Annotated in this window: 19 protein-coding genes; 6 read left to right on the top strand and 13 right to left on the bottom strand. The window is 45.9% G+C overall.

All coding sequences use genetic code 11. The features are described from left to right. The first annotated feature begins 126 nt into the window (after positions 1 to 126). Positions 127 to 960, top strand: a complete 834-nt coding sequence (locus tag AF333_RS11720; RefSeq protein ID WP_043066945.1) for an aldo/keto reductase — start codon at positions 127 to 129, stop codon at positions 958 to 960. A gap of 21 nt (positions 961 to 981) precedes the next feature. Next, positions 982 to 1,305, top strand: coding sequence for a hypothetical protein (locus AF333_RS11715; protein ID WP_043066946.1), 324 nt, complete (start codon positions 982 to 984; stop codon positions 1,303 to 1,305). A 178-nt stretch (positions 1,306 to 1,483) separates the two neighbouring features. Here AF333_RS11715 and AF333_RS11710 read toward each other — a convergent pair whose 3' ends face one another. Beyond that, a complete protein-coding gene (locus tag AF333_RS11710; RefSeq protein WP_043066947.1) occupies positions 1,484 to 1,684 on the bottom strand; it encodes a hypothetical protein in 201 nt (66 codons plus the stop codon). Between the two features lie 154 nt (positions 1,685 to 1,838). Here AF333_RS11710 and map point away from each other — a divergent pair, with 154 nt between their 5' ends. Further along, positions 1,839 to 2,585, top strand: a complete 747-nt coding sequence (map, locus tag AF333_RS11705) for a type I methionyl aminopeptidase (RefSeq protein ID WP_043066948.1) — start codon at positions 1,839 to 1,841, stop codon at positions 2,583 to 2,585. Between the two features lie 129 nt (positions 2,586 to 2,714). Here the strand turns inward: map and AF333_RS11700 are convergent, their stop codons facing one another. The 12 genes from AF333_RS11700 to AF333_RS11645 all read right to left on the bottom strand — a co-directional run bounded on the left by AF333_RS11700 (position 2,715) and on the right by AF333_RS11645 (position 16,290). Further along, positions 2,715 to 3,212 (bottom strand): metallophosphoesterase family protein, encoded by a 498-nt coding sequence (locus tag AF333_RS11700; RefSeq protein WP_043066949.1) that lies wholly within the window; start codon positions 3,210 to 3,212, stop codon positions 2,715 to 2,717. A gap of 329 nt (positions 3,213 to 3,541) precedes the next feature. Next, on the bottom strand, positions 3,542 to 4,327 hold the full coding sequence (locus AF333_RS11695) for a DeoR/GlpR family DNA-binding transcription regulator (RefSeq protein WP_043066950.1): 786 nt from the start codon (positions 4,325 to 4,327) through the stop codon (positions 3,542 to 3,544). Positions 4,328 to 4,366: 39 nt separating this feature from the next. Next, complete coding sequence (locus AF333_RS11690; protein ID WP_043066951.1) at positions 4,367 to 5,566, bottom strand: saccharopine dehydrogenase family protein; 1,200 nt, start codon at positions 5,564 to 5,566, stop codon at positions 4,367 to 4,369. A gap of 39 nt (positions 5,567 to 5,605) precedes the next feature. After that, positions 5,606 to 6,718 (bottom strand): 2-aminoethylphosphonate--pyruvate transaminase, encoded by a 1,113-nt coding sequence (gene phnW, locus AF333_RS11685; protein WP_043066952.1) that lies wholly within the window; start codon positions 6,716 to 6,718, stop codon positions 5,606 to 5,608. Beyond that, positions 6,715 to 7,542 carry a phosphonoacetaldehyde hydrolase gene (gene phnX, locus AF333_RS11680; RefSeq protein WP_043066984.1) on the bottom strand — a complete coding sequence of 276 codons (828 nt, stop codon included), beginning with the start codon at positions 7,540 to 7,542 and terminating at the stop codon, positions 6,715 to 6,717. The genes phnW and phnX overlap by 4 nt, the downstream gene beginning before the upstream one ends. A 16-nt stretch (positions 7,543 to 7,558) precedes the next feature. Continuing rightward, entirely contained in the window at positions 7,559 to 9,193 is a 1,635-nt protein-coding gene (locus tag AF333_RS11675) for a putative 2-aminoethylphosphonate ABC transporter permease subunit (protein ID WP_139189068.1), read from the bottom strand. A gap of 88 nt (positions 9,194 to 9,281) precedes the next feature. Beyond that, a complete protein-coding gene (locus AF333_RS11670) occupies positions 9,282 to 10,325 on the bottom strand; it encodes a putative 2-aminoethylphosphonate ABC transporter ATP-binding protein (protein WP_043066953.1) in 1,044 nt (347 codons plus the stop codon). Positions 10,326 to 10,351: 26 nt separating this feature from the next. Continuing rightward, positions 10,352 to 11,425 (bottom strand): putative 2-aminoethylphosphonate ABC transporter substrate-binding protein, encoded by a 1,074-nt coding sequence (locus AF333_RS11665; RefSeq protein ID WP_043066954.1) that lies wholly within the window; start codon positions 11,423 to 11,425, stop codon positions 10,352 to 10,354. A gap of 761 nt (positions 11,426 to 12,186) precedes the next feature. Further along, a complete protein-coding gene (locus AF333_RS11660; RefSeq protein WP_043066955.1) occupies positions 12,187 to 12,405 on the bottom strand; it encodes a hypothetical protein in 219 nt (72 codons plus the stop codon). Positions 12,406 to 12,590: 185 nt separating this feature from the next. After that, positions 12,591 to 13,292 carry an FHA domain-containing protein gene (locus AF333_RS11655; RefSeq protein WP_235496394.1) on the bottom strand — a complete coding sequence of 234 codons (702 nt, stop codon included), beginning with the start codon at positions 13,290 to 13,292 and terminating at the stop codon, positions 12,591 to 12,593. A 66-nt stretch (positions 13,293 to 13,358) separates the two neighbouring features. Beyond that, positions 13,359 to 15,035, bottom strand: coding sequence for a PucR family transcriptional regulator (locus AF333_RS11650; RefSeq protein ID WP_043066957.1), 1,677 nt, complete (start codon positions 15,033 to 15,035; stop codon positions 13,359 to 13,361). 13 nt (positions 15,036 to 15,048) lie between these two features. Continuing rightward, complete coding sequence (locus AF333_RS11645) at positions 15,049 to 16,290, bottom strand: MFS transporter (RefSeq protein WP_043066958.1); 1,242 nt, start codon at positions 16,288 to 16,290, stop codon at positions 15,049 to 15,051. A 205-nt stretch (positions 16,291 to 16,495) separates the two neighbouring features. On the opposite strand from AF333_RS11645, the gene AF333_RS11640 reads away from it, so the two are divergent. From AF333_RS11640 to AF333_RS11630, 3 genes are read left to right on the top strand one after another with little or no spacing between them, the layout of a single operon-like run. After that, the gene (locus AF333_RS11640) at positions 16,496 to 16,888 is read left to right on the top strand and encodes a CidA/LrgA family protein (protein ID WP_043066959.1); all 393 of its coding nucleotides are present in this window, start codon (positions 16,496 to 16,498) and stop codon (positions 16,886 to 16,888) included. Further along, positions 16,863 to 17,549: an LrgB family protein gene (locus AF333_RS11635; RefSeq protein ID WP_043066960.1), complete on the top strand. Its 687-nt coding sequence runs from the start codon at positions 16,863 to 16,865 to the stop codon at positions 17,547 to 17,549. The genes AF333_RS11640 and AF333_RS11635 overlap by 26 nt, the downstream gene beginning before the upstream one ends. Positions 17,550 to 17,609: 60 nt before the next feature. Further along, positions 17,610 to 19,301, top strand: a complete 1,692-nt coding sequence (locus AF333_RS11630; protein ID WP_043066961.1) for a DUF2339 domain-containing protein — start codon at positions 17,610 to 17,612, stop codon at positions 19,299 to 19,301. Positions 19,302 to 19,312: the final 11 nt, after the last annotated feature.

Here is a 19,312-nt window from a genome sequence, read left to right as displayed (position 1 = left end):
AAGCGTATATTCCACATCGCCTTTTCATCTTTTGCAAAAATACGTACATACAATAGGTTAGTTTTTTATGAAATCGGAAAAATTATGGTAGGATAAGAGTTGAATTACATAAAGGAGGAGAAAAACATGGCAAATCATCTCGCGGAAGGTACAACACTCAGCAACGGTGTCAAAATGCCCCGGGTTGGCCTTGGAGTATGGAAATCGAAGGAAGGTAGCGAAGTAGAAAATGCGGTTAAAGCAGCCATAAAAGCAGGCTATCGTAGCATTGATACCGCGGCAGTCTATGGCAATGAGACAGGGGTCGGCAAGGCGCTTCAAGAGTGTGGTGTGCCGCGCGAAGAACTATTTATCACCACGAAAGTCTGGAATGCGGACCAGGGTTACGATTCCACGCTGCAAGCGTTCGAGACAAGCCTGAACAAGCTGGGCCTCGAATATATCGACCTGTACCTCATTCATTGGCCAGTTAAAGGAAAATACAAAGATACATGGCGTGCTCTCGAGAAATTGTATAAAGAAGAACGTGTACGCGCCATCGGTGTCAGCAATTTCCAACCGCATCATCTTGACGATTTGATGGCAGACAGCGAGATTAAGCCAATGGTGAACCAGGTGGAATTTCATCCTCTCCTCAACCAAAAAGAACTGCGCGCTTACTGCAAAAAACACGGAATCCAGATGGAAGCATGGAGCCCACTGGGACAGGGTGGCGAGTTGCTGAAACATCCCGTACTAATAGAAATCGGGGACAAATACGGAAAAACGGCGGCCCAGGTCATTCTGCGCTGGGATTTGCAGCATGAAATCGTTACAATTCCTAAATCCGTGCATGAAGAACGAATTATCCAAAATGCGGATGTATTCGACTTCACATTATCAGCAGAAGATATGGAACGAATCGATGCACTAAACGAAGACAAGCGCATCGGTCCCGATCCGGATAATTTTGATTTTTAAGCGGAGGAAAGGGACATTCGTATGAACAGGAAGCAGAATTTGCTGATTCGTCATGCGATTGGGAGTCGATTATTCTTCGACGCCATGCGGGACCATGCATCATTTGAAGTGCGCTCTCTGGATACCGACCACTGGACATTTGTTGTTCATATCAAAGATGAGGAAGCCATACGCAATATTATGCAACACCGGGAGGAGCTTAACTTGTTTGTTAATGAACTATCCGGGGATATACCCATTTATAAGTGGTGGTATTATGCAAAAGATACGCCGAAGATTGAGTATGATGCATCTTCGGGAATTCTTTTTATTACCGTCGATGCAAGAATGGGGTATAAAGTGTAAATTACATTGCAAGTAAGAAAAACGCGTGGGCGTCGCCGCTCGTCCTTTTTCCACAAAGAAGCCAAACGGCCGCTGTGTGGCACTTCGGGCGAACCAACAAAACTTTACAGCGACATATACTTTCTTATCCTTTAACATAACAGGGGCCCGGCAATGAAACATGCCGAGCCCTTCGCTTTTATTCCGGTTTGCATTTATCAAGTAATTTGTTCTTCAACAGCACTTCAAAATTCAGTTGTTTACTCTCTCCGTCAAATTCAATATTGACCAGCTCATTATCAATCGCACGGATAATGCCACGTCCCAGTTCCTTGTGCATAACCATGTCACCGACACTGAACTCCGCCATCTTCTTTCGTGCATCCATTCTATGCAGCAATAGTATATCCTCCCGTTTTTATTGAAATAAAGTTACTACATAATACCCGTTTCCTTTTTCAATTAAACGAAAAAAAAGCGGAAGTTTAATGGCAAACGAGGCTCGGGAAAGATATGATGAATAATATAAACACAGAGATAGAGGAGCCATGCACATGATTATTCTGAAAACCGCAAGAGAAATCTCACTAATGAAAGAAGCGGGGGAAATTCTCGCGGCTTGCCACAGAGAAATCGCCTCCCTAATAGAGCCAGGCATCACAACGAGGGAAATCGACAGCTTCACGGAAAAATTTCTGAAAAAGCATAAAGCGACTCCCGAACAAAAAGGGTACCGTGGCTTCCCCTTTGCCACCTGTGCCTCTGTTAACGATGTAATCGCCCATGGATTTCCGAACAAAAAACCGCTCAAGAACGGCGATATTGTGACTATTGATATGGTAGTCAACCTGAACGGCTGGCTGGCAGATTCAGCCTGGACATATGCGGTTGGCACGATTTCCACGGAAGCACAGCGACTATTAACAGTGACCCGTGAATGTCTGGATCTGGGCATAGAAAAAGCGCTAGCAGGTAACCGAATCGGTGATGTAGCACATGCCATTCAAGCTCATGCTGAAGGAGCAGGGTTTTCAGTCGTACGCGATCTGCTCGGACATGGCATTGGACAGTCGATACATGAAGATCCTACATACATGCATGTAGGCAAACCGGGCAAAGGCGTCCGTCTGAAGGAAGGCATGGTCTTTACCATCGAACCGATGATAAATGTCGGCACATATAAAATGTATGTCGAAGACGATGAATGGACGGCACGGACCCTCGATGGAAGCCTATCGGCGCAGTATGAACACACCGTTGCCATTACGAAAGATGGCCCGCTCGTCCTGACGCAGCAATAATCAGAAAAGCTCGCAGGCGCCTTCGCTCGTCCTTTTTCGGCAAAGAAGCTAATGGACCGCTGTGTGGCACGAGGGTCGGAGTGCCACACAGTTCCACACCAATAAAGAAAACTTGGCTGGTATCAAGTATTATAATTTCGAATCATAAAAATAATGTTCAGCCTTTATCTCCGTCCCCAATTCCAGAATCCCATAGGAAAACTGAGGTTGTCGGCGTTTATCGGTCGGAGAACCTGGATTGAACAACAGCACGCCTTCGACTTCTCGCATTAACGGAGTATGGGAATGTCCGAAAACGATGATATCAACCTCGTCTTCCGCAAATGCATCTTGCGCCCTGCGCTCCGTTGTTTTGCTCTTCCCGTCCCCATGCACCAATCCAATACGGAAGCCTTTATATGTCAACACCTTTCTGCGTCCGAATCGGGAAACAATCTCTTCTCCATCATTATTTCCAGCCACGCCTTCTATCGGCGCAATTGTTTCGAGCTCAACAATTACTTCAGGTGACGTAAAGTCTCCGGCATGCAGAATAAGCTCCACGCCCTGCAACCCCCGTACTAGAGCTTCAGGTAACCGTTTGGCGCGTGATGGCATGTGCGTATCTGAAACCACTCCGATTCGCATTCATCTTTCCTCCTTATAACCTTTTGAATACATGCAAAAAGCCGCCCTAAAAGGCGGCCTCAGCCATTATATTATAATATTCCTTTAGCAAAAACCACGTACAATGTGCCAACAACCAACACAATGTCAGCGAGCAGAAAAGCGCCGATAACTACTTTTTTTACGGTGCTAGCTTCGTTCATATCATGTACCCCCTTACGAACAATCACAAAACAATAAAACCATTATCTATATTTATAACATAATTCACATACTAAACTAAGTAATTTCTGTTACAAATTTTCTAATTCATATACACGCAAAGAAGCCGGGATTTTCACCGGCTTATATTACTCTGCAATTATCCATTCGGTTTTTTCTACGCCATGTATATTCTTCCACTCGTCAGGCGGCGTAGCTTCACTAATAATCATATCAACATCCTGAAGCTCCGCTAACTTATAAAAGTTACTAACGCCGAATTTAGAACTATCTGCCAGTACGATACTTCGAGTCGCATGCTCCATAAATTTGCGGGCCAGAACAGCCCGCTCGGCATCATAGCTTGTCACTCCACGATGCGGAGAAATTCCATCGATAGCAATAAACGCTTTATCAACATAGAAGTTCTCCAGCATCTGTTCCGCCAGGGAGCCGGATGTTCGAAAATGCTTCGTATTTACTTTACCACCAATGAAGTAAATATCACCTGAAAACATGCCTTGATTCTCATATTGCAAAAGAAGAGAGAGCGTCGGCACAGAAGCTGTAAGGACTGTAATGCCCTGCTTGCCAGTAAGATAATGCACCATCTGCAAGGTGGTCGTACCGTCATCAATGATAATGCTATCGTTGTCCTCGACAAGCCGGGCTGCCACCCGGCCAATTCTCTTCTTTTCTTCCGCATTCAGAATCTCCCTGGCGTACGGAGACGGTTCTTCTTTACCATAGTTTACTTTTACGGCTCCCCCGTACACCCGCTTCAGCTTTTGTTCTCCTTCCAGCTCTTCTAAATAGCGGCGAATCGTCTCGGAAGACACTTCAAGCTGTTCAACCAGTTCATTTGTTCTCACTTTACCCGTTTCATGCAACAGATGTAGGATGTACTGCTTTCTTTCTTCTCCAACAAGCGACACGTGTATAAAGCCTCCTATTTTACGGCGGAAAACCTGACGTCAGGCGCGAACTGTGCTTTCTGTCATCGTCGGTTCCCCGGCCAACTCTTCGATTTGTTCATGAATGAAAATCTGCCGTTTCTCAAGCTCTGCAAATATCACAGCCGGGCTAAACGCCTCTTCCGGCGTAATAACACCGATATGCTTCACCTCACCGCGCGCGATTATTTCGGTGGCAACAGCCATCGGAATTCCTACATTACGCGTATAGGCACGCAAGCCTTCCCATCCGGGCACTGAACCATCGGAAGCCGGATGCGTATGTGTCAGTGTATGCTGTAGCCGCTTTCCCTCTTTCATTCCGATGACTTCAACATGAAGCGCGTAACCGTACAACTCCGTCTCTGTTCCTTCTTTGGAATGGAACAAATATTCGCTTACGCAATCCATGATACCAATTTCCGTTCCGCCCACTTGAATGCTTTCGTTACGTAAAATACCCCAATCATACAGTGCACGCACAAGCTGCATATTTTTCTTGGGCCACGTACCACGCACTTCAATCAATTGTACCCCTTTATGCGCCAGTGCTTTAGAAAGCGTCCGCGTCTCTGCATGAGGAATAATATATTGCACAGTCGTTCCGTACGGCTCCGGCAATTGAATCTCTCGCGGCCTCGCAAACGGTGGTACCTGAACAAATTCCCCGTCCTCATAGACGACACGGCCTGGCAGATCGGGATCATACTCATAGCTGGTCGTCTCGGCAATCGATTTCGAGAAAGCTATCGGTCGAAACGCCCCATGGCTGACACGTATGCTTTCAATACTATCAAGCTGACTTGCCGCGTGCATCGCCATCATTTGCGTAACGCCCGGAGTCATACCAAAGCCTGGGACACATGTTTTTCCGTTTTCTCTAAACGTCTGATCCGTCGCTTCTTCTTCACCGAATCCATTTAAGTTAATGCCATGGCAGCCCGCTTCTGCAATGCAAGCGGTAGATAGGCCGTTTAATTTAATCGTCGTACCGTCCATGACGATATCATAACCCTTCATCTGTGCAACCGTTGCTTCCCGGTCACGTACATCGACTTTTTGGAAATCAACGCGCGGATCGTTTAGCCATTCCACTATCTTGCGTCCTTCTTCCTCATTGAAATCCGCTACAGTAATTTTCTCAAACGAAGAATACTGCACCAAATCGAGTACTGCTTCACGACAAATTCTTCCGGCTCCACCAAGGCATAGTACTTTCATTGTATGTCATCCTCTCCATCATATCGTATTTTTTCCCTTTTACCAGAAGCGATTCTGTTTTACAGCTTCCACCAAACGCTCCATATCTTCTGGATATACATCCCCGATGCTACCAATCCGGAACGTATCAGCAACTGTAATCTTGCCCGGATAAATAACAAATCCTTTCACTTTCAGTCGATCATAGAATTCTTCAAACGTAAACAGCGGGCTGTCTGGATAATAAAATGATGTAATAATCGGCGACTGAGACTGTTTTTCGAGAAGAGTACAAAATCCAATCTGCTCCATGCCTTCCACAAGCGTTCTCTGGTTGCTGCGATAGCGGGCTTCGCGTCGCTCTATTCCACCCTCTTCTTCGAGCTCCCGTAAAGCTTGGTCAAACGCCCGCACCACATGTGTCGGCGATGTGAAGCGCCATTTTCCATTTTGTTCCTCCATTGTTTTCCATTGATCGTACAAATCAAGCGAAAGCGAACGTGCGCGTCCCTGGCATTCTGCAAGTGCGTCCCGGTGAGCAATAATAAATCCAAAGCCCGGCACGCCCTGTATGCATTTATTAGCGCTGCTAATCAAGAAATCGGCCCCCAACTTCAGCACATCTATCGCTATGCCTCCGAAACTGCTCATCGCATCAACGATAAATCGTTTGTCGTAAGCCTTGGCAACGCGGCCCACATCTGCAATCGGATTCAGCATCCCGGTTGTTGTCTCTGTATGTACGACCGCCACGTGGGTAATGGAAGCGTCCTGACGAAGATATTCCTCCATACGCTCTATGTCCACAGGCGTTATCTCCCCTGAATCTACCGCTATCGTTTCGATACCTAACATGCAAGCCATTTGTACGATCCGTTGTCCATATGCTCCATTAGTAAGCACCAAAAGCTTCCCGTCCTGTGGAAGAGCAGAGCCGATGACAGATTCTACGCAGAACGTGCCGCTTCCCTGCATCAGCACCGCTGTATACGCATCCGTATTCTCGCCTGCAAGCTGTACTAGGCGACTCCGGATCCCCTGCACGATTTCATTGTATTCGTTATCCCACGTACACCAGTCACGCAGCATAGCCGCTTTGACTGTTTTTGTCGTAGATAAGGGACCCGGTGTTAGCAATACATACGGGTTATCCGGTAATACATCCGTCTTCATCTTGCAATTCCCTCCTGTGTACCAAATATCGGATACTCTTTCCGTTTTAACCGCTCACTGATTACATCAACAACATCAGGAAGCTGGTGAATGGATTCAATGACATAGTGGGCTCCAGCCGCCTCAAAGCGTTTTCTGACTATCTGCATTTTTTCCGCTAACTCATCCGATGGACACGCTTCTATCTCGGCTTCGTTCATACCAAGTTCGTTGCTTCCTTTGATCACGCCGACCGCCCATACGCCGGCATTGACGGCTTCTCTCATATCGCTTACCGTATCACCGACTTTCACAATATCGTGCATCGGATAAACACCTAATCTCATCGCATTCACATAACACATCCACGGATACGGTCGTCCTGCCGCTACCATATCTGGCGTCACCAGTACGTCCGGTACGTAGCCTTGTTTTTCGGCCTCCGGTGCGATAATATCCATCATCTCGGATGTATATCCTGTTGTAGAGCCGATTTTAATTTCTTGCGCACGTAGTTGTTCCACGGCTTCAATCGCTCCCGGTATCGGTGTTGCATATTCTTTTAGGGTAGACAGCAGCATCGTTTCGAAATCGGCATACATACTGTCTATATCTGCTTCATCCGGCGATCTTCCGTATTTTTCTTGCCAGATACCAGCTACTCTCTCCATCCGGCAAATCTCGGCGATATGATCTCGCTTCGGCAGCCCCATGGGAATGCGTGCCTCTTCCACTGTGATTGTAATACCTTTGTTTTTAAATGCAGCAACAAATGCAGCTACCGGAGCAAAACACCCGTAATCCACCGTCGTACCAGCCCAATCAAAAATAACCGCCTGTACCATGTTCTTCATCCTTTCATTACCGCTTCTGCCAGGCATCCGTCCGTCTCCGGATACCGCGCGTAATCAGTTCATATGCAAGACGAACCAAGATATTCGTTACTAGAATCAACACGGACATTGCCGCTGCAGGCGCTATATCTCCCGCATCATCCATATTGACGATTGCTACCGCAGCCAGCTTTAGATCTGCAGCATACAAAAAGATGACCGCCGAAATCGTAACCATCGAATTCACAAAATAGTACACTGTAATTTCAAGAATGGCGGGGAGCGTCATCGGTACCGTCACCCGGAAAAAAGTTTTATAGAACGGCACTCTCATTGACTCAGAAACAAGCTCGAACTCTTTATCCAATTTTTTAAGAGCGCTGGTTGCTGTAATAAACGCCACGGAATAGAAATGTACGATGTTAGCTAGCACCAGAATGGATACAGTTCCATACATCCAGTTCAATGGGTTGCCAGGACTATTAAAGAAGAAAATATAAGCCAGCCCGATGACCAATCCCGGTAGAGCCATTGGCATGATGGACAGAAAATAACCCGTTTGCCGCACAGCCGGGAACACCCTCGTTTTCTCGATTAAATATGCATTGATAAACGTCACGACTGTTCCGATTACTGCACTAATACCTGCAACAAGCAAACTGTTCCAATATGGTGTAAAGCCTTCGCCTGCCACATTAGTAAAATCGAAGTGGGCAAGCGTAATCGTCAAATCATATGGCCATACTTTCACCAATGCCGCCAACACTACAGCACCGAGCATGACTAGAATTCCTGCCGCTATCAAAAGGCAGTAGACAGAGTAGATAGTGTCGCGTATAGGCTTCTTATCCAGGCGGTACGGCTTCGACTTCGCTGTAATAAACGCCCCTTGTTTCCGTTCTGCCAGACGATCTACTATGAAGGCAAGCAATGCAGGCACCAATAGAATCATACCTACAGTCGCTCCCATCGTCATATTCTGCTGTCCGATCACTTGCTTATAAATGTCGGTCGCCAGTACGTTGTACTGCCCGCCCACGATTTTCGGAGCGCCGAAATCGGTGAAACTTAGCGTGAATACTACAAACAGGGCACTAATGAGACCATATTTTATGCCAGGTAGTGTTACGGTAAAAAATGTGCGCATACGTCCCGCCCTAAGCGTGTCGGCTGCTTCATACAGCGTATAGTCCGCTACGGCCAACGATACGCTCAGGATAAGAAAAGCCTGTGGGAATGTATAAATAATCTCGGCTAGAATAATCCCTACCGGCCCATAGAGATGAATGTCAATACCGGCTGGAAATAGACCGAAAAAGCCATTCGTCACCACGCCTTGATTACCGAACAAATACGTCAGCGCAATACCGTGCATCATCGTAGGAGCGAACAGCGGCAATAGGGCGATGTATTTGAAGAAGGCTTTTCCCTTTATCGCGGTTCGATGCAGTGCATATGCGTACAGGAATGCGAGCGTAACAGATACCACCGTCGTCACCGATGATATGTACAATGTATTCCCTAGCGATTGGACAAGGGCCGGCGTAGAAAAATACTTTACGAAATTTGCAAAACCTATGAATGTACCAGCCTCATCGACAAGCGCTTTGCCAAACAAATCGATAAGCGGGAGAAGCACTCCTATCGCAAGCGCTGCTAGCATTACGATAAGAAGTACGCGCTGTATCCATTCGTCGCGGCTTACTTTTCTTCGCACCGGTGATGCAGGTAAAAAGCTCACCTTACCCTGCTCATTTTGCAACCATGCTTTCTTCAAACGAAATCAGCCTTTCTATCGGTAGTTCCAGCGACAGCCGCTTATTCTTCTCTAACCGGATCGTTTTTGATGCGTGTGCCGATACATCCAGTGTCATATACTGGCTTAATGTTTTATTCTGCTCGTCCATCATCTCCAGCATGACCCTGTAGAATGGACCACGGAATTCAATGTCCCGTACGATCGCCTGCATGCCTGTCTCGCTCTTCTGTTCCGTCACTCGGATGTGCTCCGGGCGCACGGCAAACAGCGCCTCCTGATCTGTCGTATAATGGGCCAGACGAGAAGAAGGAAGGAAATTAATCGTGCCAATAAAATCAGCTACAAAGGGGCTATTGGGCCGCTCGTACACGTCATACGGTGTACCGATTTGTACAACTTCCGCATTGTTCATTACGACAATTTTGTCCGCCATTGTTAATGCTTCTTCTTGATCATGCGTCACCATAATGGTGGTAATTCCGAGTTTCTCCTGTAGTGTACGGATCTCACGGCGCAGCTTAAGCCGAACCTTAGCATCGAGCGCTGACAGCGGCTCGTCAAGCAGCAGGAAATCAGGGGACAGCGCAAGCGCACGAGCAAGTGCAATACGTTGCTGTTGCCCACCAGACAGTTGGGCTGGATACTTGTTCGCCGCATGCTCAAGGTCTACCATCGCGAGGACCTCGCGTACCTTCTCATCAATGTTTTGTTTTGACAGCCTGCGGCTTTTCAATCCGTACGCTACATTCTGATATGCGGTCAGATTTGGAAACAACGCATATGATTGGAACACCATGCCGAAATTGCGTTGTGCCGGGGGAAGAGACGTAATGTCCCTGCCATCTATCATAATGCGCCCCTGATTCGGCTGCTCCAATCCGGCCAGAATACGCAGGAGCGTTGTTTTCCCGCATCCGCTTGGGCCAAGCAAGCATACGAATTCCTGTTTTTTAATATCGAAACTAATATCGTTCAATACAGTGCATTCGCCGAACTGTTTTGATACACTGCGTACGGAGAGATAAGCTTCGCTCACCGTTCAACACTCCCTTTCCTACAAAATTATTGCTTCGGTTCGCTCTTGGCGTTATATCGTTTATCCCATTCTTGTAAAATGTCGTCACGTTTTTCCGCTGCCTTGTTTAAATCGTTCTTAATAAGTTGTTGAAGCGGATCTTTCGTATAGCCTTCTGGAATGCTCTGACCTTCCTGTTTTACGCTCACAATCGCGAAGTTTTCGCTGTACTTCTTCATCGCTTCATCGCCGATGGCCCAATCGAGGAACTGCTTCGCCTCCGGTTTGATATCCTTTTTCTTAATTAGCGCATTTGCCTCCACATCCCATCCGGAGCCTTCCTTCGGAAACACGACTTCGACCGGTGCTCCCTTCTTCTGTTCTTTAATGCCGCGATAGCCAAACGAGATTCCGATCGGATATTCGCCCTGAGCTGCCATTTTAGCCGGCTTGGAACCGGAATGTGTATATACGCCTATATTCTGGTGTAGCTTGTCTAGATTCTCCCACGCTTTTTGTTCACCGAACAATTGATGGAACGCAGAGACTGTCAGATAGCCTGTACCAGATGAAGACGGGTTGGGCATCACGATCATGCCTTTGTATTCCGGTTTCATCAAATCTTCATAAGACTGTGGAATTGGTAAATTATGCTTTTCTAGCTCTTTTTTATTTACGATGAATGCCGTTTCCCAGGCGTCGATACCGACCCAGTTCGGAGGATTTTTCGTATCCTTAAACTCCGGTAGTACTCGTTCCACATTCTTTGGTGCATAGCTTTCCAGCATTCCTTTCTGTTCAAGCACCAGTAGACTTGTTGCGGCTACGCCCCAGACTACATCTGCTTTCGGATTGTCCTTCTCCGCCAGCAGCTTCGCCGTAATGACACCTGTAGAATCACGTACAATATTCAGCTTGACACTCGGATACTGCTTTTCAAACGATTCGAGATATGTAGGAATCTGGTCATCTTCTAACGCCGTATATACCGTTAGCTCCGACGGTTTGCTACTGTCGCCTGTCGCTTTTCCGCTGCTGGCCGCTTTGTCCTGGCCGCATGCCGTTAAAAACAGCGTCATTAGCATGCATATTGCGATAACAATACTGCTCCCTCTTTTCATTTACTTCTCCCTCGCTTTTTCATCAAAATATGAAACGTATCTGACGTCTTTAACTATAAACACAGAATATTAATCTTATATTAATCACACATTAATTTTTGTTTTTAAATTGTTTTTTGTTGTTTTTAGTTTGTTTTATAGCGATTCAACATATGGATTATTCCTACATTTATTTCCATACAAGATAAATACATAATCGAACTGAAGATTTCCGGAACATCTATGGGCAAAAATAAAGCCCTTCCACCGGTTTTGGCAGAAGGGCAGACTGTACTCTATAAAGCTGCTATACTCGCGCTTTGTAACATGTACAAACACATCAAATTTTAGAATAATTTCTCCTATAGTTATTCAAAATACAAGTTCAGATTACATATCTCTTCTCGTATAGTATCTGAATGCGCAATGTAAAAAATTTAATCCTACGCTTTGACAACATCTGAACCAGTTTCCCTCCTGCCTGAAGAGAAGTCAAGATATTATCATTACGGATTCAGTTTTCTACAATTAAATTACATATATGGTAAAATATTATAAGTAAAATCAGGGAGGGAATGGAAATTAAAAAGGCTATAGCCGTTTTATTCCTCTTCACTTCGTTAACTCATTTGCCATTGAATTATCAATTATATGATTTACTTCTTTAAAAACTGCCTTTAGCCCTGTTACTTCTTCTATACTGAGTGAAATGGCAAAAAGCCACCTTCTAAACTAAATGGCTGTTGTAAAGGTGGCTGATTTTTTCACATATATGTAATGATTTATTTATTGAGAATCCTGATTCTAGCTCCTGGCTGCAGCATTTCTGTTCTGCCGCCGCGAAGAAGATCGCCGTATATATGAATACCGCTTATCCAATCTTCCCCGTTACTTACCCTAATTTCCTTCCCGTCGGCGAGCGGCATTGTCCCGTTTTCTAATCGAATCGCGGGAAAACCGTTGGCGTCCCAGGAAAACGTCCCTTCAACATGATAGTTCATATCTTATCCCTCGCTTTGTATGTCCTTGTAATAAGTGTACTTCGATTGAGCAAAAGAAAACATAGCGAGGAGATGATTTTTCCATGATAAGTGTTTGAATATTCGGAAAACAAAGAAGGAAAAGCAAGGTGCTACCATTGAACGAATGTTCTTTTCCCTGCTTTTCGTTATGATGTTTTGTTATCCTACTCCAAATCCAGCATATAGCCGTAACGGGGCACGGTTATGATGCGCTCTCCATGCCTGCCTAGCTTTTTACGCAAGCGATAAATCAGGGCGTTAATCTCATCTTTTCCGACATCGGGAGCTTCCTGGCTATCATCCGTTATTCTCTCGGGCCATATCTTTACCTTAATCTCATCATAGCTGACCGCCTGGTTCCGCTTCAGATACAGCATAATAAGCAATTCCGTATGCTTGCCTGATAGAAGCAGCGGGCACCCGTCAATCAGGATTTCCCGTCTTTCCGGATAAACAACCAGCCCTTGCGGCTCTGCTTGCATCTTCAATAAGGGATTTGTAAATTCCAGAGTTGGCTCCAGTTCAATTTCGTTATTGTTAACGAAAGTAAGGAGAACGACACCTTTAGCCAGATTAACTTTATCACTGTTTTTCAGTATGTACGGTCGGTTTTGTTCAATTTCGTAGCCATTTACCTGCACTCCATGTTTGCTTGCCAGGTCCGTAATGGTAAACTGACCGTTCTCAAAGCGAATCGCGGCATGCCTGCGGGAAATATACGGGCTTGTGAATGTAACATCCGGTGCATTTTCTCTGCCGATACGCCCTAACAGTAACTCCCCTTCCTGTAGCGGAACAAGTTCTTTCTCCCTATGGGGCTCGCCTTTGTCAATTCGCAAAAAAACCCCTTCCGTCACTCTCTTCACCTCTGCCATATAGTAAGGCTTCTTTTGCAGCCGACAATACTGTTTTACGCGATAACTGGCTTTGTGTCAACTTTCCATCTGCTGATTCAGCTTTAGCATAGAGCCGATAAGAAAGGCAACACGGAGACGTAGTGTGTCATTCGGGCTTTTTACACTGTATCCAAGAACCTCTTCACACTTGTTCAGACGGTATGCCACCGTATTCCGGTGTAGAAAGAGTTGCTTAGCCGTCTCACCAACCTGACAATGGTTATCTAAATATATCGCCAGCGTACGGGCCAACTCTACCTTCTCTGTTTCATCCGGGTCCGCCAGCTCTTTCAATGTGCCACGATAAAAATTCTCTAGCGCCTCATCAGGAATCAATCGAAGAACATCTACTAGCTCTTTCATCCGGTACGACTCGATAAAGCGGATTTTACGGGAGGCATAGCCCATTTGCAATGCTTCTAGTGCCTTTTGAAAGCTATATGCGATATCTAACAATCGATCCGCCTCGTTACCAATACCGAATGAAAGATTAATATGAAAATCTCTTTCCGTTTCCTCTTGAATGGTCATCAGAATATGTATCAGTTCACGCTTATCCTTCTTGTTCCGCTCCATCAGAGGAAATAAGATAACGAAGTATTCGCTTTTTGTAAACAAAACAGCTCCTTCTTCTCGGTGTGCTAGCACTTCTTCTATCTTTTCATATAACCGGTCTTTAAATCCACGTATTTGCTCCTCTTTATGGATGAATGTTTTGCTGTATAGCTTTGAGCTATCATCCACTTTAGCCACAACGCACTGATAGGCCTGATCCTTATGAAGCCCGTAGCGCTTGCCACGGCTGGCGATTTCTTCTTCCGAACGAGTTACCGCATCCAGTACATCGCTTAAAAATTCATTTTTTGCACGGCGCATATGCTCCTCTAATGCATATTGCTTCATAAAGTCGAAGCCGAATACGTTCGCCGCCTGTTTGATGGCCTGCAAGGAAAGTATCTCGTCTGCCCCTACCGCCCCTGGAACAGCGATAAATGCACGGCGCTGCTGACCTGCATCAAATGAAAATAAGGCTATCTCTTCCCCTGCTTTCTCAGGGGACACACACAAGGAGAACCAGGTGGGAAAGTCTGTGCGTTTCGCTTTCTTTTCTATAACGACCTGTAGCCGTTCCTTAAGATCTGCCGAGAAGCGGCTATGACCTCCATCCGGATATGCCTCAGCCAGCAGACGGGCCCGATGATCATATAGGAGTACCGGTTTGCATATAACAGAAGACAGCGCAGCCGTGACATCAGAAATGCCGTGTCCACCCATGACAAGACGACTGAATCGTTTATTCATATCTAACGCATAACTCAACTCTTCTGTCTGGGCATTCAAGATACGACTAATAATCTGCGCCGAGACATCTCCAAGTTCTACATCAAGTGGAATTTCGATAATAGGAAAAGTCAGACGCTCACCCGCCTCGAGTGCCGACGTTGGGATTTCATCGAGAAACCGTTTTGTCTTGATACCCAGACCAGCGCATCCTTTTTCGGCCATGTGAGTAACAAGTTTGCTGATTTCATGCGGTGCCTCCTTCATAGCGTACGCAGTCGTCAATAACAACGTATTTGGTTTTAAAAAACCAATAATATCAGGTGCATCCATCATATTTACATTTTCCACTGCCCGTGTCAGACCCACACGTCCTGCAACTACAGATGCATTCGCAAGAAGCGGAAGTCTCAACACATCCGCCATATCCATTTGCCTCACCATCCTACGTTCTACCTTTTTCCCTGGCAAAAGCCAAAGCGAAAACACTAATCACAAGCAACCCTGCAGAGAAGTAGAATCCGATTTCCATGCTGCCTATGCGATCAGCTAAATAACCTGTAAGATATGGAGCAAAAATCGTTGAACTCATCGCAACAAAATTATAAACGCCAAATGCAGTTCCGTACAATTCTTTTGGTGCATTATCCGCGACAAATGCGATAAGAACGGGATCAAGCGCTAGTTTCCCTGTGAGCCCGTAGCAAATAAGTGCACTGATAATGAAGACGGAATCGTGGGAATAAGCAAGGACCAAGGTAGAAAGTGCTGCACACGGAATAAGTATGGCCATCAACAACTTACGCTTCCCTAAACGATCACAAAGCCAGCTGAAAGCCAGAGCACCCGGCAATGAGGCCCAGGCAAGCAAAGAAGATACCACCCCGGCTTCGCTGCCGCCAAACCCTCGTTCTGTCTGCAAGTAATACGGTAACCACGTAACCATGACAGAAAACCCGTACAAGGAACAAAATGATATAGCATAGCTAACAAGAAGATTGCGGTTCGTAAACAATACTTTCATCGAGAGAATAGTAAACGATGGGGCTTTTTGCATGTTCTTTTCTTTTTCTCTACGTATGTTTGGCTCTTCCTTTATGATCATCCACATGATAAGACTTACCATAATAGTTAGAGCGGCGAAAAGATAGAAGGAAATTCGCCAGCTGTATCCTTGTGAAAGCGTAAAATAGCTCGAAACCATAAACCCGAGCGAAAGTCCGAACGCACTGCCACTATTAATAATCGCACTACCAAGCGTACGATATTTTTCTGGGATAGCCTGTGAAGATAACGCGAACTGTGGTCCATAATATGTTCCTTGTCCTACGCCCGAAAGTGCCCAGGCATAGGTCACTATCCACAAGCTTTCAGCAGCACCCGTTATGGCAAGGCAGACGCCCGACAAAAAAAAGCCTGGGATAAGCACCCACTTTTTTGAAAAGGTGTCCCCGACAATGCCTGCCGGAATCTGAACAACCGTATATGCTAAAAAGAACAGACTGTTCATTAATCCAATTTGGGCATTAGTCATGCCAAACTCGGCTTTTACCTCTCCGATTACCGGTGTGAGAATAGCCCGGTTGCCATAAATAAATATCCAGCTTACGAAAAAAAGAGCCACAATTTTAACCCAATAAGGAATTGTACGCCTGGCATGAACCTCTGCTGTCGATTGTGCTTTCACCCGTTTCCCTCCTTTGCGTTCCTCTTCTTTCCCTTCATTAAAAAGAGAGAACCTGTTTGCATCCATTCTATAGAGGAACGAGGAATGCTGTCATTATGCAGGTTGCACAAAAATACCCACGTTTCATTGTGTAGCTATTTCATATGTACTCTCGTACAATAAGAAAGAAATTTATCATAAATAGTATAAACGGGGGCTAAAAGTAATGAGAACACTATTTCTTATCGTGCTTCAGCTTGCAGGACTATGGGTGCTCAATGAGTTGGGGTATATACTGGTCGGATGGCTACACCTTCCCGTTCCCGGCAATATGATGGGTATGCTTCTGTTGTTCATCCTCCTTGCTACAGGCATCATTCGCCTGGAGTGGATCGAGCGGGCTTCTTCCTTCCTCATCAGGCATCTGGCATTCTTCTTCATACCCGTTGCCGTAGGATTGATGGAATTTGGCCCTCTATTCCTAAAAAACGGCCCGGCAATTATAGGAACGGTTGTGGTTAGTACCATTGTCGGATTTCTAGTAACTGGTTATGCGTCCCAGACGCTCGAAAAGAGGAAAAAGGAGAAACACGATGAACGCATTCATAACGCTATGTAGTATCACTCTTACGGTTGGAGCCTATCTTTTGAGCCGAATAGCCGCACGCAAGTATCCTTCTCCGTTCACGACACCTGTCTTTTTCAGCATGGCCTTAATTATTATCGTTCTCCTGCTAAGCGGCATTACATTTGAACAATACGGTCCTGCCAAAGATATTATGACCTTTCTGCTCGGTCCGGCAACCGTGGCATTAGCGGTCCCGTTATATAAAAATCGGCAGTTGATTATGAAATACAGCTTTCCAGCTTTTGTCGGCCTGACAGCCGGTGCGCTATCTGCCACAATTTCCGGTGTGCTCATCGCGCAGGCTTTCCAGTTGTCTGACGAGATCGTCGCTTCCATGAGTGTGAAGTCCGTTACTATCCCCATTGCACTGGAAATCACACGTATTATCGGCGGTGTACCTGCACTCAGCGCGGCGTTCGTCGTACTGACTGGTACGATCGGAACGATGTTAGGGCCCTGGTTAATGAACAGAGCAGGCATTCGTAGCCCTTTTGCATACGGACTCGCTATGGGAACGATCTCGCACGGACAAGGAGCTGCACACGCAGCATCTTCTGATGAACTGGCTGGTGCTATCGCCGGAATCGCAATGGGTTTGACAGCGATTCTTATCTCTTTTGTTCTGCCGACCATGATGAATTGGATGCAATAAGCTACTCCTCTTCACTTTTTTGTGTAATAATTGGAACAACAAGGAAAGGAGGGAAGTTGTTTGGAAAAAGACCAGAACTTTCTTGAACTTGAAAAACGGATCGCTTCATTGGAACAAGAAGTGACCCGTTTAAAAGGAATGCTTCATGAGAAAGAAGCTATCCATCAACCGATAAAGAATATGGCTCCTCCACCTCCAGTTTCTTCTCCAGAGGCGCAGCCCAAGTCATCCCTTTCATGGGAAAGCCTTGCCCCTGAGCCTGAAGAAACGGATTGGGAGCACCTTATCGGGCGTATCTGGCTTCCGCGCATCTTTATTGTCGTGCTTCTGCTAGGTGTTATTTGGGCATTCAAAGTTTCTGTCGATAAAGGACTCATTACAGAACCCGTTCGTGTGCTGCTCGGCTTTCTCGCTTCAGGTGCCTTTCTCTGGCTTGGAGATAGACAAATAAAACAACAACGAAGCGCACTCGGTCAGGTACTGCTCGGTGGGTCTGTCTGTCTGGCGATGCTGACAACATTCGCGATGCATGCACTATACGATTTTATCTCGGCTTCGCCCGCTTTCTTGCTTAATGTGGTCTGGATTGCAGGCGGAATGTATCTGGCTCACCGCTACCGCTCGGAAGCGCTCGCCATTCTCGCCTCGCTTGCAGGATGTCTTGTTCCATTCCTTGTGGAAAGCCAGGAGCCGAATACCTGGCTATTTGTCAGCTATGAGGTGATTCTGTACGGAGGATTTCTATATTTCGCCATACATAAGCAATACATTACGCTGTACTTCTCCTCATCCATTCTGTTACAGGCAGCCTTTGTTGCTTATGCAATTGGTACACAGGGAGACATAGACCTATTGGCTGCAGGTTCCGTTGCACAGTATGCTATTCTGCTGATCTGCCTTCTTACCCGTCACTGGTATGCACATTCGCAAACCGGCGTTTTATTCGCATGCTTCTTACTAACATTGCTTTGGATAAATATTGGATATGAGGAAATGTCGGTTCAATTGCTCTCGCTGGCTGGTTTTTTGCTGCACAGCTTTCTCGCCATCTATTTCTGGAAACGAAATGCAAAAACAGCAGGTGCTTTTCTTGCGCTCGCTTCCTTCTCGTTAGCATTTTATTTTACGCGTACGATCGATAACCAACCACTCATTTATCTGGCAGTTTTAATCGAAGCAACCGCTGCTTTCTACGCCGGTATACGTCTGCGTTCCCGTCTGCTTGCCGGAAGTGCTATCGTTCTCTACTTGTTCGGCTCCTTACCGATACTAGACTATTCCATCGAACAAGTTATCTCAATCGAAACGGTATTATGGATCGGACTTGTTATTACGTTTTATATCAATATAAAGCTTGCAGAAGCGCATGTAACTCCATCAAATCCAAACATATTTACGGTATTGTATACGGCGCATACCGCGCTCATGCTACTCTTCTTGACCCGGGAAACGAATGTCCTGGCTGAGAATCTTTCATTTGATATGAAACATTTGGCTGTGTCGTTCGTTTGGGTGCTGTACGCAGTCAGCGCTGTCGTATACGGTATGATTAGGAAAGAAGCACGTTTGCGTTTGTTTGGCGTCATTTTGATCTTCGTTACCTTATTAAAGGTTATTTTTATTGATTTGCCAAACGTATCTCTTCTCTTCCGGGCCATCTTGTTCATTGTTCTTGGCGGCATTGGTATTGCGGTATCTCGCCTATTCTATACAGCCAGCAAAGATAAAAAGCCGGATACGATATCCGAATAAAGGAGTGCTCC

This window comes from Aneurinibacillus migulanus (assembly GCF_001274715.1).
GTDB lineage: Bacteria > Bacillota > Bacilli > Aneurinibacillales > Aneurinibacillaceae > Aneurinibacillus > Aneurinibacillus migulanus.
Note: the sequence above shows the minus strand (reverse complement) of the source record. Positions and strands in the feature narration are given on the sequence as shown.